The organism is Nocardiopsis deserti (assembly GCF_008638355.1).
Lineage (GTDB): Bacteria > Actinomycetota > Actinomycetes > Streptosporangiales > Streptosporangiaceae > Nocardiopsis > Nocardiopsis alborubida.
Map to the genome: position 1 here is coordinate 214,824 of NZ_ML703348.1, position 22,163 is coordinate 236,986.

Consider the following 22,163-nt stretch of genomic DNA (forward strand, 5'->3'; position numbering starts at 1 on the left):
AGCGCGGCCCCGACCGGGCGGGTCCCCTCCCGGCCGGGGCCGCGTGTTCAGCGCGCCAGCTTGCGCAGCGCCCTGCGGGTGAGCCCGGGGGTGAACCAGCGCAGCTTGCGCTCGGCCCGCTTGGCTCGTGCCCGCATCCTGTCCGCGTCGACGAGCGCGCGTTCGAGCTTGCGCTTGAGCGCCTCGACGTCCTCGGTCCCGGTCGCCTCGCCCCCGTCCGTGATGACGAGGTCCGTTCCCGGCATCCAGTGGGTGCCGCAGACCTCCTCCACCCCTCGGTCCAGCTCCTCCGGGGTCGCCTCGGGCCACAGGTGGCGGGCCCTGGCGTAGGCGGAGACCCGCTCCATGCGCAGAACGCCGTCGCCCCGCGTGGCACCGGGCACGGGCGAGCACAGCAGTCCCGCCTTGCTCTTGTTGGCCGTGTCGACCAGGTCGGTGACCGCGCTGGCGCGCAGCGCCGCCCCGGCGGGCACCCGCAGCTGGAAGGGCACACGCGCGTCGTGCGCGGGCGCGGCCTCGACCAGGCGCACCCGGGCGTCCCCGCGGAAGGTCTCCCGGATCAGCCGCAGGTCGAGCCGCTCCTCGTCCAGCGGGGAACGCCGCCCCTCGTCCAGCTCGTCCCAGGGGCCGACCAGCCACAACCGGATGTCGGGAGTGGTCCCGGACAGCAGCGCGGAGGCGGTGGTGTCCACGTCCTCCAGGGTGGCGCCGTCCACGTCCATCACCACGTCGACCATCGGCACCTCCCACACCCGCTCGGGGCGCTTGCGGCGCAGGTGGAAGTCGGGTACCCGGTTGGACACGAACGGGGAGCGGTAGCGGGTCCCCGCGTCGCGGCGGGTCTGCATCTGGGAGCGCCCCAGGTGCCAGCTGCTGGTGTCCAGGTCGGGCACGAACAGGGCGCCCTGCTGGGAGACCCGGTAGGCGAACTCGGTGTCGCCGCCCAGGACCAGTTCCCCGTCCAGGCCGCCCGCGGCGTCGAACAGGGTGCGGTGCAGGGAGCCGGTGGCGCCGATGAACACCTTGTAGGCCAGGCGCCCGGCGTTGCGCAGCCGGTCGTTCTGGTTGATCTGGCGCTCCACCCAGTGCGGGTCGGCGGTCTCTCGGTCGAACAGCTCGGCGGCGCGCCCCTCGCGCACCTCGGCGGCCACGTACTCGGGGGTCATCGCGGCGGGGTCGAAGTCCACGAACAGCTTGTGGCCCAGCGCGACCCCGTAGTCGACCAGGTGGTGCCAGCGCATCTGCGACTCGACGTGGTCGCGGTAGACCAGCATGTCCGCGTCCAGGCGCAGGACCACCTGGCCGGAGGAGACTGCCACTCCGCTGTTGACGGCGTGCGCCGAACCCCAGCCGCCGGGGGCCGAGGTGATCAGTCGGGTGTTCTCCGGGCGCACCGGCGGCAGGGTGAGCGGCTCGGGGGAGCCGTCGTCGACCACGATCACCTCCGTCAGGTGCGCGGGATAGCTCTGCGCGGACAGCGAGGCGAGGACGAGCGCGAGCTTGTCCGGGTGCCCGTGAGCCGGGATGACCACCGACACCGACAGGGTCGGGGTCCACGCGCCGACCGCGGGCGGCTGGAGCACCGCGTGGTCGTTGCGCCGCGCACGAGGCTGGTCGCTGTAGTCGATCCGCGCCCGGGGCAGGACGGGTGCGTGCGCGTGGTCGCCGGAGACCGGTTCCGGAGTCATGTCAAGCGTGGTCAACGGATCTCCCCCGTGTACTCGGTGGCGGGCTGGCCCAGGGGCGAGGGTTCGCCCTCCAGGAGGGCGCTGGGGCGCCAGCCGAGCCACTGTCTGGTGTAGTTGTGCAGGAAGTAGCCCATGTCCTCGGACCAGGTGTGGCCGCCACCGGTGCGGCGCAGCACGTAGCCCAGACCCTGGGCCCGGTAGATACGGCCCCCGCCCCGGTTGACGGCGAGGAGCAGCTGGGTGTCGATGGCGCGGGGCAGCGGCCGGAAGCCGCCGCTCTCCTCCATCACCACGCGGTCGGTGAGGATGGTGCCCCCGGCGATGAACCGGGTGGTGGTCTCCGACTCGCGGCTGCGCCACACGGTCAGGTCCACCTCCTGGAGGTAGACGAAGTCCTGGCCGGTGCCGACGAGCTCGGCGCCGGAGTAGGTGCGGGCCAGCACCATGTCGGACAGGTGGTCGGGGCCGTACCAGTCGTCGTCGTCCCACTTGGCGATCAGGTCGCCCGAGGCGCGGTCGACGGAGTCGTTGAGCACCGAGCCGAAGATCTGGCCCGCGTCGGCCTCGTGGACGACCAGGTGCAACCCCTTGGCGGTGAACTCGGCGACGGCCGACGCCACCTCGGGCCGGGAGGCCGCGAAGCCGTGCAGGGTGAGCACCACCTCCAGGTCCACTCCGCGCTGCCGGGCGATCTGGGCGAGCGCGAACCCGACCATCTCGGGACGGCGCGTACACAGGATGACCGACACCCGGGGTTCGCGGGGCAGGGGGATCCCGGCCTCGGCGCCCAGGGCCCGCCAGCGGGAGCGCTGGCCGTGGTCGCGCAGGGCGGCGCGGCGCAGGCGAATGCTGTGCTCCTCGCGACTGAGCCGGTCGGAGAGGTCGGCCTCGGCGCCCGCGGTGAGCAGATCGGTGAGGGAGGGGCCGAGTCCGGCCGCCCAGGAAGGCACCGGACCGCTGAGCAGAGGCACTCCCCCCGCGGCGAGGGAGGCGACGGCGCGCACCGCGGCGCTGGGTCCGGTGTGCCCGGACCAGTCCACCCGGACGCCGCGCAGATGGCGCAGACGTGCCAGGTCGACGTCGGTGACGGTGCCGTCGGCGGCGACGGCGACCAGGTCCTTGTTGCCCACGCGGACCACCGCGCGGTCGCCGTGGACGGTCAGATCGCCCAGGGGCCCCTTCTCGGACTTGTCGAAGCCGATGGGGTTGACGGTGAGCTCGTCCAGGGGGGCGACCGCGTGCACGGCGTCGGGTACCGCCTCGCGCACCCGGGCGGGTCCGTCCGGTCCGGAGATCCGGGCCCAGGAGTCGGCACCGGTGGTGGAGCGGTCCAGGACCGGGACGACCGGGTCGGTCCACTCGGGCCGTTCCGCGCTCCCGGACACGCGCAGCGCCATGTCGCCGAAGGGGGTCACCCGGCGCAGCGGGACGGGCCCCTCCGCGACCACGCCTTGGGCGCCGGTGTCGCCGGGCCGCCACAGGGCGGCCTCGGGCCCGTTGAGGACCGCCATCGGGGCGATCGCGGGGGCCCTTCGGCGGCCTCGGGCGCCGTGCACGACGGCGTCCACGGCCTGAGCGGTGTCCACGCCGTTGGGGAAGAACAGCTCGCACAGCCAGCCGCTCTTGTCCACGCGGCGCACTCGCACCTCCTGGAGGTCGCGCCACTGGCCCATGCCCGGGGAGGCCGGGAGCGGGGGCTCCTGGTGGCCGGGAGTGGCGGCCAGCGCGACAAGGACGTGCACGGCCCGGGGCAGGTGCGTGGAGACGGTGAGGGCGCGGTTCAGGTCGGTGGGCGTGGCGGCCAGGACCGCGACGAGTCCGACCTCCGGCTCACCGTTGCGGATCTCGGCGCCCGGGACCTCCACGGCCTGCCCCAGGGGATGGGCGTCCAGGTCCAGGAGGAGGTCGGCGGGGCGTAACGGCAGCCCGGCCAGGACGGAACGGGTGTCGGCTCCCACGTGGCACAGCAGGGCGGCCTCGCTGCCACGGGCGCGCAGTGCGTGCCGCAAGGCGGTGGTGATCATCGGGTGACCTCGGGTGTGTCGGGTCGGACTCGGGCCCGTCGGGTGGTGCGTGCGGAAAGGTGTGGTGGGGGTCAGAGCCCCTTGCGGCTGAAGACGTGGGCGCCCTTCTCCGCGGCCTCCTCCGTCCGCTGGAGTTCGGGGTACTCGGTGAGCCAGCGGTCACCGATGGCGCGCTCGTCCACGCGCGCGGCGTCGTCCAGGACGATGACGGCGTCCTCGGTGCAGCGCGGCAGCAGGACGGGCAGGGCCGGGTAGCGGGCCTGGAGGCCGGTGGCCTTGGGCGGGCCGTCGACGAACAGAAGGCCGATGCCCTCCAGGTCGGCGAAGACCGAGGCCTCGTACCAGCGGTCCGCGGTGGGCAGTTCCTTGCCCTTGACGGTGACCGTCGTGTTCGCGATCTCGACCAGCGGGGCGTGCCGGACCTCGACGATGTCGTCGAGCCCGTGCGCGGCCACCAGTTCGCGGCTGAGCTCGGCGTAGCGGGCGTCGTGCTCGACGGCGACGAGCCTGCCGGTGCCCGCGCGGCGCAGGGCGTAGCCGATCCAGACGCTGGAGGCGCCGCTGCCGCACTCCACGACCAGTTCGGGGCGCAGCCGGTCGATCTGGCGGACCAGGATCCGGAGCACGTCGGGGGAGGCGGCCCAGCCGCGCAGGGGCGGCATGAACGCGGCGGTGTCGAGGTACTCGCGCAACTCGGTCCAGGCGACCTGCTGCTCGTAGTCGTCGCGTCCCTGTACGGAGACCGCGCTCTTGAGGTCGCGGCTCACCTTGGGCAGCGCGTGGTCCTGGAGGTGGGCGACGCGCTCGCGGACGCCGTCCAGGGCGCGGGTGGTCTCCAGGCGTTCGCGGCCCAGCGCCTCCGTGACTCGGCGGCTGTGGGTGTCCATCGAGGTGGCCACGCTCCTGGAGAGGGCGCCCACCCTGCGGTACAGGAGCAGCGTGCCCAGCCCGAGCACGCCCACGGCACCGGCGAGCAGGCCGAGGAAGGTGAGGGTGAGCACGTCCGTCCAGCCGATCAGGCCCGCGATCCCCAGGGCGGCTGGTACGCAGAGCACGGCGGCGCCGACCACCGCGCCGGTGACCAGGAGTGGACGGAGACGGCTGCGAAGCGACCGCATGGGCGGATACCTCCACGGGAGTTTCGACACGGTTCCGCCGGGCGCGGGCCGCGGGGGGATGAGAGGGGAAGGGCTGGTTTCCCGGCACTGAACTGCCGCTTCGCCCGGTGCTTCGGGAACGGCGGCAATCCGCTCAGACGCTTTCGACCTTAGCCCTTCGAGGAAATAACGGACGCCTCCGAAGGGGAATCGAAACCTGGATTACACGCAATTCGCCTTCCGTTCACCCGAGCATCATGCGCTTCTCATTTTCGCGCATCCGAGGCTTTCCCGGGGCGTCGGGGAGCCCGCCCCCACCACCCGCTGGCCTCCCGCAGGGCCTCCTCAGCGACAGGCGCGGGAGTGTGCGCGGGCGGCCGTGTGGCGGTCCCGGGGGCGGCGTTGAAAAACACGGTGCGCGCGCGTCGCCGGGACGGCGCATTCCTCCTCTCCCACCTGCGAATTCTGCGCGGCGGCAACGGACACCGGCCGACGCTTTCCGTGGGTTCCCCGCCCCTGTGTCCGCACTCGCGGGGATTTCACCGCGAAAGCGAGGATTGGGAGCGACCGTGCCGGGCAGTGCGGAAGGAGGCGGTGGTGGGCCCGACCGTGAGGGCCGTCCGCCGCGGAGCGCTCCCCCACGGGTCGCGGCGGCCGCGGGCACGGGGCGCGCTCCTCCGGAGCGGGGCCCGCGGCCTCGGTTTATTCCCGTGTCGGAGTGTAAAGAGCCTGACATCGGGTGAGCCGCCGCCCGACTGATAGCTTGCTGCCTAGGCGATCCCATCGCTGGTGAACACGACGAACCGCGTCATTGGAAAGGTGCGTCAGAGATGTCTGCGCCGTACTCGCTTCCCGAACTGCCCTACGACTACGCGGCCCTGGAGCCGTGGATCTCCGGTCAGATCATGGAGCTCCACCACGACAAGCACCACGCGACCTACGTCGCCGGTGCCAACACGGCTCTGGAGAAGATGGCGGAGGCCCGGGAGACCGGCGACTTCGGCACCATCCCGATGCTGGAGAAGAACCTGGCCTTCAACCTGGGCGGCCACGTCAACCACTCCATCTTCTGGAAGAACCTGTCCCCCGAGGGCGGTGACAAGCCCGAGGGCGAGCTGGGCGCGGCCATCGACGACCAGTTCGGCTCCTTCGACGCCTTCCGCTCGCACTTCACCGCTGTGGCCACCACCATCCAGGGCTCGGGCTGGGCGATCCTGGCCTGGGACGCGCTGGGTCAGCGCCTGGTCATCGAGCAGCTCTACGACCAGCAGGGCAACACCGCCCTCAGCTCCGTTCCGCTGCTGATGCTGGACATGTGGGAGCACGCCTTCTACCTCCAGTACAAGAACGTGAAGGCCGAGTACGCCAAGGCGTTCTGGAACGTGGTCAACTGGGCCGACGTCCAGGAGCGCTTCAGCAACGCCCGCGGGGTCAAGATCGGCTAGCCCCGGTCCCCCGTCCGGCTCGTCGCCGGACACGGCGGAGGGCGGCACCACCCACCGGTGATGCCGCCCTCGCGCGTGTACGGGGTCCCCGGGCCCCGCCTGTGCGGGGTCCGCGTGACCGGGGTCCCCGTCTCCGAGCCCCACGCACCCGGCCCCGGCCCCGGGCGTCAGACCACGAGGCGGACCGGGTCGGCCTCCACCGGCCCGTGCCGGTCGAGCTCGCGCCAGGCCCGCGCCAGCCGCCAGACCAGCTCCTCACGGGTGGGGGCGTCGTAGGCGAAGGGCAGCCGGAACCACTCGGCGTGGCGCTCCCCGCCGGACGCCGACATGACCGAGCCCGGGACCAGCTCCACGTCGTGGCAGAGCGCGACCTGCACGTAGGCGCGGGCCTCCACCCCGGGCAGGTGCACCCACAGCGCCGCCCCGCCGTCCGGGCGCCGCCACTCCCACGAGGGCAGGGCCCCGCGCAGCAACCCCTCCATGTGGTCGAGGGCCTCGCGCATCAGCGCGGAACGCTGCCGGGACAGCTCGTCGTAGCGCTCCAGGAGGCGCACGGTCACCGCCTGGTCGAGCAGGGGGCTGGCCAGGTCGGCGAGGACCTTGCGGCGGCTCAGGCGCAGGGCCATCTCGGCGGGCGCGCGCAGCCAGCCCAGCCGGAGCCCGGCCCAGCCGATCTTGGACAGCGACTCCACGGTGATGACCTCGGCCCCGCGCGGGGCGAACGCGGCCAGCGGCGGGGGCTCGTCGGGGGCGCGCAGGCCGGTGTAGGCGTGGTCCTCCAGCACCGGCACACCGTGACGGGCGGACAGCTCGCCCAGTTCGCGGCGGCGCGCCGCGGACATCATCGTGCCGGTGGGATTGTGGTACGAGGGCATCGTGTAGACGAGGTGGGGCGCGTGCTCGGCCACGGCGCGGCGCACGCCGTTGGCGTCCAGGCCCTGCTCGTCCAGGGGCACGGGCAGGAATCGGGCGCCCCGGTCGCTCATCAGGTCCAGGCAGCCCGCGAAGCTGGGGTCCTCCACCACGACGGGCGAGCCGTTGCGCAGGTAGAGCTGGGCGACCAGGTTGACGGCCTGGTGGGCACCGGTGGTGACGACGATCTGGTCGGCGGTGGTGGGCAGGTTCCGGGCGGTGTAGTGGTCGGCGACGGCCTGGCGCAGCGCGGGCAGGCCGCTGGGATGGTAGCTGCCCTCGGCCATGAGGGCGGGCAGGTCCTCGGCCACGACCCGGCGGATGGCCTCCTCCACGCCGGGGAGCGCGGGGGTGGTCAGGCAGGCGGCCGAGATGAGTCCCTCCTCCCGCTGGAAGAGGTTGCGGTACATGGGGTTGCCCGTGCCGTTGGCGGTCCAGCCGTCCGAGCGCACGGGCGCGACCCGGCTGCTGACGCGGGTGCCGCTGCCCTGTCTGCTGTCGAGGATGCCGTCCGCGCGCAGGGCGTCGTAGGCGGAGACCACGGTGGTGCGGCTCACCCGGAGGCTGGCGGCGAGGGCGCGCTCGGAGGGCAGGCGCTCACCGGGGGCGAGACTGCCCTGGTCGACGAGCTCGCGCAGGGTGTCGGCGAGGCGCCGGTAGAGGGGCCCACCGCCCCGGGGCCAGGCGCCGAGGAGGTCGGCGAGTTCGGCGGAGCTCCGAGAAGAGTCCATTTTCCCCTCCATTGGATCTGTGGGGAGTGGTCCCCGGATTTCATACTGGCATTGCCAGAGGGGATACCACCAGAGCCAGAGTGGACCCTACGACAGCAGTCCAGTTTCCCGGGAGCGGTCATGCAGTTCCTCGCCCAGCGCCGACACGACACCGTCCGCCGCACGCCCCGCCACCGTCCGAACCGCGCCCGGGAAGATGGTCCCACACCCCGCGGTGGCTGGCCGGTGCTGGTGGAGGCGCGCGTCCTGCGGGGCGACCGCCGCCACCTCGGCGCGTTCGCCACCGCCCTGCGCGAACGGGCCCGACGGGATCCCGGACACCTGGAGGAGGTCCACTTCCTCGACGAGGGGGACCACATCCGTCTCGTCTCGCTGTGGTGCTCCCCCGGCGACCTGCGGTCCTTCGTGGAGGCGGCGCACCGGGACGTGCTGGCCTTCCGCGCGGACAGCGGCGCCTTCCCGGAGGTGGAGCGCACGCTGTGGTGGTCCGCGGCGGGAACCCCGGTGACGCCGGAGGAGGCCGGGGAGCGCGCGGCGTGGCTGCGCGGACACGGGCCGGGCGCGCGGGCGTTCACCCTGTCCTCGCCGGTTCCCCCTCCCGCCTGACCCCGGGTCCGGAGCCGACCCGCCAGTCCCCGCCGAGGCGGGGCGCCAGGGAGCGGCGGGCCAGGTCCGCGAACGCGCGCGGGTCCAGCGTCCCGCCGCCCCGCGGCACGACGCCCGCCAGGGGACCCGCCCCCATGGCGGGCAGGTCGGTGAGGTTACAGCGCATGGCCAGGTCCGGGCGGTCCGGCCAGGACCCCACCACCACCCCGGCCGGGGACAGGCCGCGGGTACGCAGCGCTTCGGCGGTCAGCGCGGTGGCGTTCAGGGTGCCCAGGTCGGGTCGGGCCACCACCAGGACCGGCGCGGACAGCAGAACGGCGACGTCGGCCAGGGTCTGCCCCTCGGCGTTGAGCCGCACCAGCAGGCCGCCCGCGCCCTCGACCAGCACCAGGTCGTGCGCTCCCGCCAGACGCCACACTGCCTCGGCCACCGCCTCGGCCCGCACGGGTTCGGCCCCGCAACGGGCGGCGGCCGTGGCGGGGGCCAACGGCTCGGGGTAGCGGACCAGTTCCGCCGTCGTCACGCCCGGGACGAGCCCGGCCACGGTGTCGGCGTCGCCGGGTTCGCCGGGCCCCACCCCGGTCTGGGCGGGTTTGAGCACGGCCACCCGCCGCCCCGCCGCGACCGCCAGCGCGGCCACCGCCGCGGTGACCACCGTCTTGCCGACCCCGGTGCAGGTCCCCGTCACCACCAGGACGCTCACCGGCGCTCCTCCAGGCAGGCCCGCACCGCGGCGGCCATCCCGTCGGCGACGGCGGCCACCTCCTCCGAGGTGCACACGTAGGGCGGCATCGCGTACACGTGCTCGCGGAAGGGCCGCAGCCACACCCCCGCCTCCACCGCCGCCCGCGTGGCCTCGGCCATGCGCACCGGCGTGTCCAGCTCCACCACCCCGATCGCGCCGAGCACCCGCACTCCGCGCACGCCCGGCAGCCCTTCGAGCGGGGCCAGGCCCTCGCGCAGGCCGGTCCCGATCCGCGCCACGTCGCCCCTCCAGTCGCCGCCGGTCAGCAGGTCCACCGAGGCCAGCGCGGTCGCGCAGGCCAGCGGGTTGCCCATGAACGTGGGCCCGTGGGCGAGCACCGGCACCTCGCCCTCGGCGATGCCCCGGGCCACCCGTGCGGTGCACAGCGTCGCGGCGAGGGTCAGGTAGCCGCCGGTCAGCGCCTTGCCCAGGCACATGACGTCGGGAGCGACCCCGGCGTGGTCGGCGGCGAAGAGCTCACCGGTGCGGCCGAAGCCGGTGGCGATCTCGTCGAAGACCAGCAGCAGCCCGTACTCGTCGGCGATCCGCCGCAGCTCCCGCAGGTAGCCCGGGTGGTGGAAGCGCATGCCGCCCGCGCCCTGCACCACGGGTTCGACGATGACGGCGGCCAGCTCGTCGGCGTGCTCGGCAGCCAGGCGCTCGAAGGCGGCCACGTAGCCGGGGTCGGGTTCGGCGCCGAACCCGGAGGGCGGCGCGGGCGCGTGCACCTGGGCGGGCAGCACGTCGCCCCACAGGGAGTGCATGCCGCCGTCCGGGTCGCACACGCTCATCGCGTGGAAGGTGTCGCCGTGGTAGCCGCCCCGCCAGGTGAGGAAGCGGCGCCGCCCGGGGCGGCCGGTGGAGCGGTGGTACTGCATGCACATCTTCATGGCGACCTCCACCGCCACCGAGCCGGAGTCGGCGAGGAAGACGTGCTCCAGCGGTTCCGGGGTGATCGTCACCAGGGCCTCGGCCAGGTCCGCGGCGGGCCCGTGGGTGAGCCCGCCGAACATGACGTGGCTGAACGCGTCGGCCTGACGCCGCACCGCGTCGTCGAGCACCGGGTGGCGGTAGCCGTGGATCGCCGACCACCAGGACGACATCGCGTCCACCACGCGGTGCTCGCCCTCCTCCGACCACAGGGTCAGTGTCGCCCCCTCGGCCCCGGTGACCACGTACGGCCGCTCCGCGGCGGGGACGGTGGTGTAGGGGTGCCACAGGTGGGCGGTGTCCGCGGCGCGGATCCGGGCGGACCGGTCCGCGTGCGCCCGGTGTCCGGCTGCTGCGGGTGGCGTGGGGGTCATGGGGCTCCATTGTTCACCCCGCGCCCGTGCGCGCCCCCGTGCGGTCCCACCAGGAATCCGGGCGGATCTTTGTGGGCTTCGGCGAATGACGCGCGGGTGCGCCGGACGGCAGAGTCGTAGACGCCTCCCTGGCACGAAGGACCGGACCGCCCCAGCGGGATTGGCCGCCGCTGGGTCGGTCCCTGCCGGGGACGCACCCTCCTTCCGGCCCGAACGCGCGGCGACGGCACGCCCGGGCCGGGTGCCCCGCGTCGCGCCCGCCTCGTCGGCGCGTCAGGCATCCGCGGCCGACCCCCGCGCGTCGCCCGCCGCCTCCCCCGTCCGCCGCGACCCGACCGGAGTGCGTCCGACCACGACCGCGCCCACGACCCAGGAGGCCGTCCCGCGTATGCCGAGCACCGCCGCCACCGCACCGTCCACCCGCCGCCCGTGGCCCCTGCGCGCCACGGCCCGTGCGCGCTCCGCGCGTGCGCTGCACCCGGGACACCCCTTCGCGTGGTTGGACGGCGCCGCCCACAGACGCGCGGAGGCCGGGCTGACGCGGTACGCCACGCCCCGGCCCGCGGTCGACGGCCTGCTGGACCTGGCGGGCAACGACTACCTCGGACTGCTGCGCCACCCGGACGTGGTGGCCGCAGCCGGGGACGCCGCCCGCGTGTGGGGCGCGGGCGCGGGCGGATCGCGGCTGGTCACCGGGGACACCGGCCTGCACCGGGAGCTGGAACGCGAACTCGCCGACTTCCACGGCGCGGAGTCCGCTCTGGTGTTCTCGTCCGGGTACGCGGCGAACCTGGCGATGGTCACCGCGCTGGCCGCTCCCGACGGCGGCGCCCCTCCCCTGCTGGTGTGCGACCGCCACAACCACGCCTCCCTCATCGACGCGACCCGCCTGGCCCGGGCCTCGGGGGCGCGCGTGGCGCTCTACGACCACGCCGACGCCGACCGGGCCGCCGAGGCGCTCGCGACGGCGAGGGGACGGGCCCTGCTGCTGAGCGACACCGTGTTCTCGGTGGACGGCGACCTCACCGACGCGGCCGCCCTGGCGCGCGCGGCCCGCGGGCACGGAGCCGCCCTGCTGCTGGACGACGCGCACGGCCTGGGCGTGGTGGGGCCCGGCGGGAGCGGGACGGCGACCGCCGCCGGACTGCGCGGCGCGGACGACGTCGCGGTGTCGGTGACCCTGTCCAAGTCGCTGGGCTCCCAGGGCGGCGCGGTGCTGGGTTCGCGCCGGGTGGTCCGCCACCTGACGGAGACCGCGCGCACGTTCGTCTTCGACACCGGGCTGGCACCGGCCGCGGCGGGCGCGGCACTGGCCGCGCTGCGCGTGCTGCGCGCCGAACCCGGATTGGCCGACGCGGTGCGCGACCGCGCGCGGCGGCTGGCGGAGGGGCTGCGCGGGCGCGGGCTGCCCGCGAGCACCCCGGACGCCGCCGTGGTGTCGGTGCTGGCGCCCTCTCCCGAAACCGCCCTGGCATGGCGTGACGCCTGCCTGGCCTCGGGTGTGCGCGTGGGCTGCTTCCGCCCGCCCTCGGTCCCGGACGGACGGTCCCGGCTGCGGCTGACCGCCCGGGCGACGCTGAGCGGGGCCGACGTCGACCGGGTCGTGGACGTCATCGCGGCGAACCGTCCCGGATAGTCTTGCGGAGGTGACGACAGCCCGCCGGGACCTGGGGAGGCGATAACGGCCGTGTCAGCGCGTGGTGAGGGCCCCGAGGCGCCGGAGCCGGTCCCCGAGAACCCCTCCGCCGTCGGCCGCGTACCGGACGCCGCCCCCCGGAAGCCGAAGGAGGACCCGCACGCCGGACAGGATCCGGCAGCCGCGTCCCCCGGGAGTTCCTCCGACGGGGACGGGGCTCGCGGTTCCGCACAACCCGCCCGAGAGGACTCCTCCGACGAGGACGCGGACGGCACCGGCGACCCGACGGACACCGGAGGCTCCGACAACGGCGGTTCCGGTGACGGAACGGACGACGGCGACGGCAGCGGCAGCGACGGCGGTGACGGGCGCCCGCGCCGACGGCGTCGGCGGTCCCGGGTCGCCGCCGCCGTCTCGGTCACGCTGATCCTGGTCATGGTGGCCGTCCTGGCGTTGCCCGCCACCCGTGAGGGCCTGGTGGCGCTGTGGTGCGAGGCCACCGACGGCGTGTGCCCGGCCGAGGAGCTCCCCCCGCTCACCGAGGAGGAGCAGACCGACTGGCGGGTCCGGATGGAGCCCGAGGAGGCCGCGCTGTGGGGCAACTACGTGGCCCTGGGCGACTCCTACTCCTCCGGTGACGGCGCGGGCGACTACGCCCCCGACACCGCCGAGGCGGGCGGCTGCTGGCGTTCGGAGAACGCCTACCCCCGGGTGATCGCCGAGGAGTTCGACTTCGCCGGTTCGCTGGCCTTCTACGCGTGCAGCAGCCACAAGGGCTCGGAGATGATCGAGCAGATCGGCACCTCCGAGTCGCAGATCGAGCGGGTCACCGAGAACACGTCCCTGGTGACCCTGGGCATCGGCGGCAACGATCTGGGCTTCATCCCCGTCCTGCGCACCTGCATGGTGCGGATGCCGCTCCTGGAGAGCAGCGTCTGCGTCGAGCAGGAGGAGGAGGTCGACAGGCGGATGAGGACCTTCGAGGAGACCCTGACCGAGATCCTCGGGGAGGTCCGCGACCGCGCGCCCGACGCCCGCATCCTGGTGCTGGGCTACCCGCGGCTGTTCCCTGAGGACCCCCCGGGCATGTACTACACGCTGACCAGGAGCGACCAGCTGTGGCTGAACGGTCTGGCCCAGCGGTTCAACGAGCTCATCCGCGACACGGTCTACCTGGCGGACGGCGACGTCTACGGCGGGCGCGAGACCGGCAGTGTGGAGTACGTGAACACCTTCTCCGCCCTGAGCGGGCACGAGGTGAGCGCCGACGCGGCCTGGCTGAACGGGATCGTGCTCGGGCAGCTGGGCGAGGGCCTGCGCGTGGACCGGGCGAGCTTCCACCCCACCGCGCAGGGGCAGCTGTCCATCGCCGAGCGGGTGCGCCTACAGATCGTGGAGGGCCCCGAGCGGGAGGTCTACGTGGCCCGGGAGACCCTGGACAAGGTCGACCCCGAGCAGCTGCGGTCGGAACTGGGCGGACCGCTCGACCCGGAGTTCGCCACCGAGGCGCCCGACAACGAGGCCGACGCCCCCTGACCTGAAAGAAGACGGCTCCACGCTGCGGCTCCGAGCTGCGGGGCCGCACGGCCGCACGCGCCCCGCGCCCGCCCCGGCCTTCCGGTCACCGGACGGATCCGTGGAACGCGGCTCCCGGACGGGCGGGAACCGGCGCCTGCGCACGAGGCGGGCGAGCCGTGCCGCAGATCCGGAGCGGGGCCACTGCCACCGCCGCCGCCCCCGGGGCGCCGTGCGCGACCGGCGGTCGCGCACGGCCCCGCGCTGTCCCTACCGGCCCGCCTGAAGCTCCCGGATCACCTCGGCGAAGCGGTCCAGACCCCAGTTGAGGTCCTCCTCGCTGATCACGAGCGGCGGCGACATCCGCACCGTGGAGCCGTGGGTGTCCTTGACCAGGACGCCGTGGTCGGCGAGGCGCTCGCACAGCTCCCGGCCCGAGGCCAGTGACGGGTCGACGTCGATGCCCGCCCACAGCCCGATGCTGCGCGCGGACACCACCCCGTCGCCCACGAACTCCTTGAGGCGGCGTCTGAGCACCTCGCCCAGGCGCCGCGCGTTCTCCAGGTAGGGGCCCTCGGTCAGCATCCGCACGACCGTGCTCCCGACCGCACCGGCCAGCGGGTTGCCGCCGAACGTGCTGCCGTGCTGACCCGGCTGGATGACGCCGAGCACGTCCTCGTCGGCGACCATCGCCGACACCGGCAGGATGCCGCCGCCCAGCGCCTTGCCGAACAGGTAGGCGTCGGGGACCACTCCGCTGTGCTCACAGGCCCGAACGGTCCCGGTGCGGCCCAGGCCCGACTGCACCTCGTCGGCGATGAACAGCACCCGCTCGCGGTCGCAGATCTCCCTGACCCGGGGCAGGAAGTCCGGCGGCGGCACGACCACCCCGGCCTCGCCCTGCACGGGCTCGATGAGGACCGCCGCGGTCGTGGAGTCGATGGCGGCCTCGATGGCCTCGGCGTCACCGTAGGGCACCGACCGGAAACCCGGTGTGTAGGGACCGAAACCCGTCCTGGCCTCCGGGTCCGACGAGAAGGAGACGATGGTGGTGGTGCGGCCGTGGAAGTTGGCGCCCGCCACGACGATGGTCGCCTCGTTCTCGGGTACGCCCTTGACCTCGTAGGCCCACTTGCGGGCCACCTTGATGCCGGTCTCCACCGCCTCGGCGCCGGTGTTCATCGGCAGGACCTTCTCCTTGCCGACCATGTCGGCGAGGGCGCTGACCCACGGGCCGAACTGGTCGTTGTAGAAGGCCCGGCTCGTGAGGGTCACCCGGTCGATCTGCCGGTGCGCCGCCGCGAGCAGGTCGGGGTTGTGGTGGCCGAAGTTCATGGCCGAGTACCCGGCCAGGCAGTCCAGGTACCTCCTGCCCTCGACGTCGGTCACCCAGGCGCCACGGCCCTCGGCGATCACAACGGGAAGGGGTGAGTAGTTGTGCGCCGACCGCGCCCGTGCGAGCGCGATGTGGTCCGCGCCGGAGAGTGCCTCTCCACCGGGGTTCCCGGCGGAGTCCCGCTGTCCCAGGTTCTGGGTGTTGCCCATCTAGCCGCTCCGATCACCATTGACCGATGTCAGACAGTTGATACCCACCGTCGGGCCGGATCGCGCCCCTTCGGCGGGAGGTCTCCAAGAGTTGAGCAGATGATCCGGTGAGCCCACAAGGGGTGGGAGAGATCACAGCGCGGAGGCGATGCCCGAAAACCCGCCCGCGAAACGCCGCGCACACCCTCTGAGCGGGACCATCACATCCGTGGTGACCTGCGATAACGACCCTGGTGACGCGCTCCACAGCCCCGACGGCGGTCGGCCCCTCCTCCGAGGGGTACGGTCGCACCAACAGCCACCCAGCCGCCGCGAGCCCCGTGCCGTGGACGGCCCCCTCGACCGTGCCCGGGAGGTCAGGCGTGCCCACCTTCGCGTCCCCGGACGCCACCTTCTCCCTCTCCCGCCTGTTCGCGGCGGTCGCCGACGCCGTGCCCGACCGGACCGCCCTGGTCGCCGGTCCCCGGCGGCTCACCTACCGCGCCCTGCGCGAGCGCTCACAGCGGCTGGCCCGCCACCTGGTCGGCGCGGGCGTGCGCCCCGGCGAGCACGTCGCCGTCCTGGCGTTCAACCGCGCCGAATGGGTGGAGTCCTTCCTGGGGATCCTGCGCGCGGGAGCGGTCCCGGTCAACGTCAACTACCGCTACGTCGCGGGCGAACTGCGCCACGTCCTGGCCGACTCGCACGCGGTCGCGCTGATCGCGGAGGACTCGCTGGCCGGAGCGGTGGCCACGGTCCGCTCCGACCTGCCCCGGCTGCGCCACGTCCTGCTCGTCGCGGACGGCTCCGCGCGCGGGGCGGAGGGCCGCGACTACGAGGAGGCGCTGGCCTCGGCGCCCGACGACGCGGTCCTGCCTCCGACCAGCGGCGAGGACCACTACCTGCTCTACACCGGAGGCACGACGGGCTATCCCAAGGGCGTGCTGTGGCGGCAGGCGGACATCTTCCGCGCGGCCCTGGAGCGCCGCGCTCCGGGCACGCCCAGCGCCCGGACCCCGGAGGAGGTGGCCGAGCGCGCCACGCGCTGCTTCGAGCAGCGCATGCTGGTCCTCGGACCGCTCATGCACGCGGCCGGGCAGTGGAACGCGCTGAGCATGCTGCTGTGCGGCAAGCGCGTGGTGCTGTCCACCGACCGCAGCTTCCGTCCGGACCGGGTGCTGGAGACGGCGCACCGGGAGGGCGTGCACGTGCTCCAACTGGTGGGCGACGCCATGGCCCGCCCGCTGGCCCGCCACCTGCTCACCGAACCGGGGCTGTGCCCGGACCTGGCCTCGATCCGCTCCGGCGGCACCCCGCTCACCCCGGCGGTGCGCGCGCTGTGGCACGCCTGGCGCGAGGACGTGTCCCTCTCCGACGCCTACGGGGGTTCGGAGACGGGCGTGTGCGGCTCGGCGACCGGCGCCGAACCGGCCGGCCCGCCGGAGGCCCCGGCCCGGGGCGGCCCCTCCGGCAGCCGCAGCTTCACCATGGGCGGCAGCATCGCGGTGCTGGACGCGTCCCTGCGCCCGCTGCCCCCGGGGTCACGCGAGGTGGGGCGGATCGCGCGCACCGGACGGATCCCGCTGGGCTACTACAACGACCCCCTGGCGACCGCGCGCACCTTCCCCACCGACGCCGAGGGGCGCCGCTGGGCGCTGTCGGGCGACTTCGGGACGTGGGACGCGGACGGCTCGATCGCGCTGCTGGGACGCGGGAGCGCGGTGATCAACACCGCCGGGGAGAAGGTCTACCCCGAGGAGGTGGAGGCCGCGCTCAAGGCGCACCCCTCGGTGGAGGACGCCATCGTGGTGCCCTCGCCCGACGAGTACCTCGGGCAGCGGGTGACCGCCCTGGTCTCGCTGGCCGCGGGCGCCCGCCTGGAGGAGGCCGAGCTGCGCGCGTACTGCCGTGTGCGGCTGGCGGGGTTCAAGGTTCCGCGGACCGTGCACTTCGTGGACCGGGTGCGTCGTACGGCGGTCGGCAAGCAGGACTACCGGTGGGCGGCGTCGGTCACCGGGACCGGGGCGTCCGCTCCGGCCGTCCCGACCCTCCCCTGAGTGCCGACCCGGGCCCCGGCACAGCTTCCAGGGCGGGGCCGTGCCCGAGACGGATCCCGTGCCCGGTCTCCCCGGCTCCGGAGCGGGTCCGGGACCATGGCCAGCGCAGGCCCCACGGCCGGGCTCCCCGGTTCCTCGGTCCCCCACTGCGGAACTCCGCACCGGGGCGATACGGGACCCTTCATTTCGGGCACAGGGTCAATACGGACTTACTCAGCCGAAACAGGGGTTGCGCATGTTTCCGACCGCTCTCCACCCGCTCCGCCACCGCTAGACTGGCGTCGCCTGGTTCCAGGCCCCACGGTTTCCTCTCCCCCGCTCCGACCGGGTCGCACACTTCCGGCCGGGGGCGCGACCGGTTTCCACCGCGCACCGTTCGGGGCCGTGGAACGCGTTGACCACCTTTGACCCACCTCCCACCCGTGCACATGGTGCGCATGCGGTGACACCACTAGGACGGAGGACGGCGCGCTTCCCCGGGTTCCGCCCGGAGCACGCCCAAGAACCCAGATGCCCAACTCAGTAGGCAGCTACATCTTCAACGCGGTGCGCGGCGGCGCCGTGGGCGCCTCGGAGGCCCTTCCCGGTATCAGCGGCGGCACGGTCGCCCTCATCGTCGGCCTGTACGACAAGCTCATCGGCGGCGCCGGCCACATGGTCAGCGGCGTCAGGCGCTACGTCACCGACGTCCCGCGCGGGCGCGGAAGGGAACGCGCCCAGGAGCAGTTCCGCCAGGTGGACTGGAGCGTGCTGATCCCCGCGCTCGTCGGCATGGTGGCCTTCCTCGGTATGGCGGCCGTGCTCCTCGCACCGCTGGTCGAGGCCCACACCCAGTACGCGTACGCGCTGTTCTTCGGCCTGGTCCTGGCCTGCCTGTGGATCCCCTACACCGGTGCGGGCCAGAAGTGGCGGGCCTGGCACTACCTCGTCGCCCTGGTCTTCGCCGCGGGCGCGTTCTTCCTCACCGGCCTGCCCGGCGCCAACCTGCCCACCCACCCGGTGGTCGTCTTCCTCGCCGCGGCGGTGGCCGTCTGCGCCCTGGTCCTTCCCGGGCTGTCCGGATCCTTCATCCTGCTCACGCTGGGCCTGTACGAGCCCACGATCAGCGCGGTCGGGGACATGGACGTCGCCTACCTCTCGGTGTTCGCCCTCGGCATGCTCACGGGCCTGTCACTGTTCGTGAAGCTGCTCCAGTACCTGTTGGAGAACTTCCACCACATGACCCTGGTGGTCCTCACCGGCCTCATGGCCGGTTCGCTGCGCGCCCTGTGGCCGTGGCAGGACGAGGACCGCACCGTCCTGCCCCCCACCGACGTCCCCGTGACGGTGGCCCTCATGGTGGTCGGCTTCGCGATCGTGGCGGCGGCCATCGTCTGGGAGAGCCGTAAGCGCCGCCGGATGGAGGAGTCCGAGCACGGCCGGGTTCCCACCCACGTCTGAGAACGGGAACGACAACCGCATGACAACGAATCTGCTGATGACCGCGGCCTCGACGACGGACGTCGACGTCGCCCACGAGTACGAGGGATTCATCGGGTGGGTCCTGGGCCTGATGACGACCCTGGGCGAACCCGGTGTCGGCGTGGCGCTGTTCATCGAGACCTTCTTCCCCCCGATGCCCAGTGAGGCGGTCCTGCCCGGCGCCGGGTTCCTCGCCTACGCCGGGCACATGAACGTGTGGCTCGCCATCCTGTGGGCGACGATCGGCTGCCTGGTCGGCGCGTGGGGCTTCTACGCGGTCGGCGCGCTCCTGGGCCGCGACCGCACGGCCTGGCTGGTCGAGAAGACCCCGCTGCTGGAGATCGAGGACTTCTACAAGGCCGAGCGCTTCTTCACCCGCTTCGGCGGCCTCGCCGTCCTGCTGGGCCGGTGCGTGCCCCTGGTCCGCAGCTTCATCTCGGTGCCCGCCGGGATCGAGCGGATGCCCCTGTTCAAGTTCTCGCTGTACACGGTCATCGGCTCCGCGGTGTGGAACACGATCTGGATCGGCCTCGGCTACGTCTTCGGCCCGGCCATCGAGCCCGTCCTGGCCCAGTGGAGCGGCGTGATCAGCAACGTCGTGGTCGTGATCATCGGCCTGCTGGTGCTGTGGTTCATCCTGGCCCGCGTCTACAAGCGGACCAAGGCCCGCCGGACCGAGGGCACCTCCGCCTGAGGCTCCTCTCCCCGGGGCACCGTCCCCCGTGAACCCCTCCAGGGGTCCGCCCGCGTCCCCGGGCGGACCCCTTCGGCGTTCTGTGGGTATCCTGCCCGGAACGCACCGACAAGCACACACCGGCCGGGGCCGCCGACGCGGCCCCGGAGGCGCGGGGTGCCGGGACGCGTTCCCGGCTGAGAGCACACCCGTCGAACCTGCCCTAGTTAGCACTAGCGAAGGAACGCCATGAGCGCGTACAACATCGTGTCCATCGCCGGCAGCGACCCCAGCGGGGGCGCGGGCGTCCAGGCCGACCTCAAGGCCTTCTCCGCGCACGGGACCTTCGGGATGACCGTGGTCACCGCGCTCACCGCCCAGTCCACGCGCGGCGTCACCGGGGTCCACCCGGTCCCGGCACGGTTCGTCGCCCACCAGATGGACACCCTCTTCGCCGACGCCGCCGTGCACGCGGTCAAGGTGGGCATGCTGGGCACCTCGGAGGTCACCGAGGCCGTGGCCGAGGCGATCGACCGCCACGCGCTGCCGAACGTGGTGGTGGACCCGGTGATGGTCGCCAAGAGCGGGGACCGGCTGCTGGAGGCCTCGGCCGTCGACGCGCTGCGCACCAAGCTCCTGCCCCGCGCGGACCTGGTCACCCCGAACCTGCCCGAGGCCGCCGACCTGCTGGAGGAGCCCGAGGCGACCGACCTGGCGTCGATGCGCGCCCAGGCCTGGCGGCTGCTGGAGCTCGGCCCGCGCCGGGTCCTGCTCAAGGGCGGCCACCTGATCGGCGGGGAGAGCGTCGACGTCCTGGTCGCCCGGGACGCCGACCCGGTCGAGTTCCGCGCCCCGAGGGTCGCCACCCGCAACACGCACGGCACCGGTTGCACGCTGTCCTCCTCGATCGCGGCCCTGCTGCCGCAGCGGCCGGACGTGGCCGCCGCGGTGGGCGACGCCAAGGACTACCTGACCGAGGCCATCCGGCGCGCCGACGAGATCGACGCGGGCGGCGGACAGGGCCCGGTGCACCACTTCCACGCCTGGTGGTAGGCGGCGCGGCGTCCCCCGGGCCCCACACCCGCGGCCCGATGCCCAGCCCGTGCCGTCGGCGCACGTCGGGCGCACGCGGTGGAGCATCCCGAGCCCGCCGGGGCTGTGGGGGCCGCCACCGGAAGGTCCGGGGGCGGGACCCGACCCGGGAGGTCCGGAAGCGGACCCCGACGCCGAGGGGGACCGGCTCCGTGCCGGTCCCCCTCCTCGTCCCGTCCTCCTGCGGAGGCGGAGCTGCTACTTGGTCACGTCCTGCATGACCTTGTCCGGGTCCCTCCAGTCGGGGTGGGCGAAGAACTTGCGCGTCTCCGCCGCGATGACCGGGGACAGCAGCAGGAGCCCGATGAGGTTGGGCAGGGCCATCAGGCCGTTGGCGATGTCGCTGAACAGCCAGACAGAGTCCAGGCTGGCGACCGCGCCCACGTAGATGACGGCGATGAACACCAGGCGGTAGGGCAGGACCAGGCGGCGGCCGCCCAGGAACACCATGCAGCGCTCGCCGTAGTAGGCCCACCCGAGCAGGGTGGTGAAGGCGAACACGGCCACCGCGACGGCCACGATGACGGCACCGGCCGGGGCGAGCGCGGGGCTGATCGACCCCAGGCCCTCGGAGACCGCGTTGCTGGTCATCAGCGAGCCGTCATCGCCGCCTTCGGTCCAGACGCCGGTGGTGATGATGACCAGGCAGGTCATGGTGACCACGATGATGGTGTCGATGAAGGTCTGCGTCATCGAGACCATGGCCTGGCGGACCGGCTCTTTGGTCTTGGCCGAGGCGGCGGCGATGGCCCCGGTGCCCAGGCCCGACTCGTTGGAGAAGATGCCGCGGGCGAAGCCCTGCCGGATGGCCATCATGATGCCCGCCCCGGCGAAGCCGCCCGTGGCCGCGGTACCGGTGAAGGCGTCGGTCACCACGAGCTGGAGCGCGGGGAGGATCGCGGCCCAGTTGGCGGCCAGGATGACCAGGCAGACGCCCACGTAGCAAATGATCATGATCGGCACGAGGGCGGAGGCGACGCGGCCGATGCTCTTGATGCCGCCGAGGATGACGGCGCCCGCGAGGACCACGAGCGCCAGGCCCACCACCCACGTGTCCAGCGGCGTGACGCTGGTGATCTGCTGCGCGACGGCGTTGGCCTGGGTGCCGTTGCCGATACCGAAGGCGGCGATGGCGCCGAAGACCGCGAAGGCCACCCCCAGGGTGGTGCCCAGGCCGCCGCGGATCCCGTACTTGAGGTAGTACATCGGACCGCCGCTCTGCTCACCCTTGCTGTCGGTGCGGCGGAACTTCACGCCCAGGAGGGCCTCGCTGTACTTGGTGGCCATGCCGAGGAAGCCGACGACCCACATCCAGAACAGCGCACCGGGGCCGCCGACGCCGATGGCGAGCGCGGCACCGGCGATGTTGCCGACGCCGACGGTGGCGGCCAGGGCCGTGCTCAGCGCCTGGTAGTGGGAGATGTCGCCCTCGACGGAGTCGTCCTCCTTGCGCCGGACGACGGCGAGCCACAGCGCGTGCGGCAGCCGGAGGAGCTGGAGCAGGCGGAGACGGATCGTGAGGAACAGGCCGACACCGAACAGCAGCGGAATGAGGACGAAGGGCCCCCAGATGATGCTGCTGACGATGCCAGCCATTTCGAGGAGCTGGTCCACAGGGGATCTCCCTATCGGTGAGTGGTGGGGACGGGGGGT

Annotated in this window: 16 protein-coding genes and 1 riboswitch; of the genes, 8 read left to right on the forward strand and 8 right to left on the reverse strand. The window is 73.5% G+C overall.

The features are described 5' to 3' along the window. Window positions 1-47 precede the first annotated feature (47 nt). From FYW99_RS03780 to FYW99_RS03790, 3 genes are all read right to left on the reverse strand, one after another. On the reverse strand, window positions 48-1,688 hold the full coding sequence (locus FYW99_RS03780) for a glycosyltransferase family 2 protein (RefSeq protein WP_190394556.1): 1,641 nt from the start codon (window positions 1,686-1,688) through the stop codon (window positions 48-50). 11 nt (window positions 1,689-1,699) lie between these two features. After that, a complete protein-coding gene (locus FYW99_RS03785) occupies window positions 1,700-3,712 on the reverse strand; it encodes a glycosyltransferase family 2 protein (protein WP_150250276.1) in 2,013 nt (670 codons plus the stop codon). Between the two features lie 71 nt (window positions 3,713-3,783). Beyond that, window positions 3,784-4,830 (reverse strand): class I SAM-dependent methyltransferase, encoded by a 1,047-nt coding sequence (locus FYW99_RS03790; protein ID WP_150250278.1) that lies wholly within the window; start codon window positions 4,828-4,830, stop codon window positions 3,784-3,786. A gap of 809 nt (window positions 4,831-5,639) precedes the next feature. Between FYW99_RS03790 and FYW99_RS03795 the strand changes: the two genes are divergently transcribed. Continuing rightward, window positions 5,640-6,254, forward strand: a complete 615-nt coding sequence (locus FYW99_RS03795; protein ID WP_017565449.1) for a superoxide dismutase — start codon at window positions 5,640-5,642, stop codon at window positions 6,252-6,254. A gap of 167 nt (window positions 6,255-6,421) precedes the next feature. Here the strand turns inward: FYW99_RS03795 and FYW99_RS03800 are convergent, their stop codons facing one another. Next, window positions 6,422-7,897, reverse strand: coding sequence for an aminotransferase-like domain-containing protein (locus FYW99_RS03800; RefSeq protein WP_150250280.1), 1,476 nt, complete (start codon window positions 7,895-7,897; stop codon window positions 6,422-6,424). 120 nt (window positions 7,898-8,017) lie between these two features. Here FYW99_RS03800 and FYW99_RS03805 point away from each other — a divergent pair, with 120 nt between their 5' ends. Next, window positions 8,018-8,503: a DUF3291 domain-containing protein gene (locus tag FYW99_RS03805; protein ID WP_150250282.1), complete on the forward strand. Its 486-nt coding sequence runs from the start codon at window positions 8,018-8,020 to the stop codon at window positions 8,501-8,503. On the opposite strand, the gene bioD is transcribed toward FYW99_RS03805, so the two are convergent. Next, window positions 8,469-9,206, reverse strand: coding sequence for a dethiobiotin synthase (gene bioD, locus FYW99_RS03810; RefSeq protein ID WP_150250285.1), 738 nt, complete (start codon window positions 9,204-9,206; stop codon window positions 8,469-8,471). The two genes, FYW99_RS03805 and bioD, sit on opposite strands and share 35 nt — an antisense overlap. After that, window positions 9,203-10,552, reverse strand: coding sequence for an adenosylmethionine--8-amino-7-oxononanoate transaminase (locus FYW99_RS03815; RefSeq protein ID WP_150250287.1), 1,350 nt, complete (start codon window positions 10,550-10,552; stop codon window positions 9,203-9,205). Before FYW99_RS03815 ends, bioD begins: the two co-directional genes overlap by 4 nt. 388 nt (window positions 10,553-10,940) lie before the next feature. Here FYW99_RS03815 and FYW99_RS03820 point away from each other — a divergent pair, with 388 nt between their 5' ends. Further along, window positions 10,941-12,188, forward strand: coding sequence for an 8-amino-7-oxononanoate synthase (locus FYW99_RS03820; protein WP_150250289.1), 1,248 nt, complete (start codon window positions 10,941-10,943; stop codon window positions 12,186-12,188). 51 nt (window positions 12,189-12,239) lie between these two features. Continuing rightward, window positions 12,240-13,724, forward strand: a complete 1,485-nt coding sequence (locus FYW99_RS03825) for an SGNH/GDSL hydrolase family protein (protein WP_150250291.1) — start codon at window positions 12,240-12,242, stop codon at window positions 13,722-13,724. A gap of 249 nt (window positions 13,725-13,973) precedes the next feature. Here the strand turns inward: FYW99_RS03825 and rocD are convergent, their stop codons facing one another. Beyond that, window positions 13,974-15,248 (reverse strand): ornithine--oxo-acid transaminase, encoded by a 1,275-nt coding sequence (gene rocD / locus FYW99_RS03830; protein WP_150250293.1) that lies wholly within the window; start codon window positions 15,246-15,248, stop codon window positions 13,974-13,976. Window positions 15,249-15,610: 362 nt separating this feature from the next. Here rocD and FYW99_RS03835 point away from each other — a divergent pair, with 362 nt between their 5' ends. From FYW99_RS03835 to thiD, 4 genes are all read left to right on the forward strand, one after another. Beyond that, window positions 15,611-17,284 carry an acyl-CoA synthetase gene (locus FYW99_RS03835; protein ID WP_150250295.1) on the forward strand — a complete coding sequence of 558 codons (1,674 nt, stop codon included), beginning with the start codon at window positions 15,611-15,613 and terminating at the stop codon, window positions 17,282-17,284. Window positions 17,285-17,794: 510 nt separating this feature from the next. After that, window positions 17,795-18,724: a DUF368 domain-containing protein gene (locus FYW99_RS03840; protein WP_150250297.1), complete on the forward strand. Its 930-nt coding sequence runs from the start codon at window positions 17,795-17,797 to the stop codon at window positions 18,722-18,724. Window positions 18,725-18,743: 19 nt separating this feature from the next. Next, window positions 18,744-19,439: a DedA family protein gene (locus FYW99_RS03845; RefSeq protein WP_223838688.1), complete on the forward strand. Its 696-nt coding sequence runs from the start codon at window positions 18,744-18,746 to the stop codon at window positions 19,437-19,439. Between the two features lie 142 nt (window positions 19,440-19,581). Next, window positions 19,582-19,680: riboswitch (TPP riboswitch) on the forward strand. After that, window positions 19,668-20,471, forward strand: a complete 804-nt coding sequence (gene thiD, locus FYW99_RS03850; RefSeq protein ID WP_150250299.1) for a bifunctional hydroxymethylpyrimidine kinase/phosphomethylpyrimidine kinase — start codon at window positions 19,668-19,670, stop codon at window positions 20,469-20,471. Its footprint overlaps the riboswitch before it by 13 nt. Before the next feature lie 237 nt (window positions 20,472-20,708). Here the strand turns inward: thiD and FYW99_RS03855 are convergent, their stop codons facing one another. Continuing rightward, window positions 20,709-22,124 (reverse strand): alanine/glycine:cation symporter family protein, encoded by a 1,416-nt coding sequence (locus FYW99_RS03855; RefSeq protein WP_150250302.1) that lies wholly within the window; start codon window positions 22,122-22,124, stop codon window positions 20,709-20,711. Window positions 22,125-22,163 lie beyond the last annotated feature (39 nt).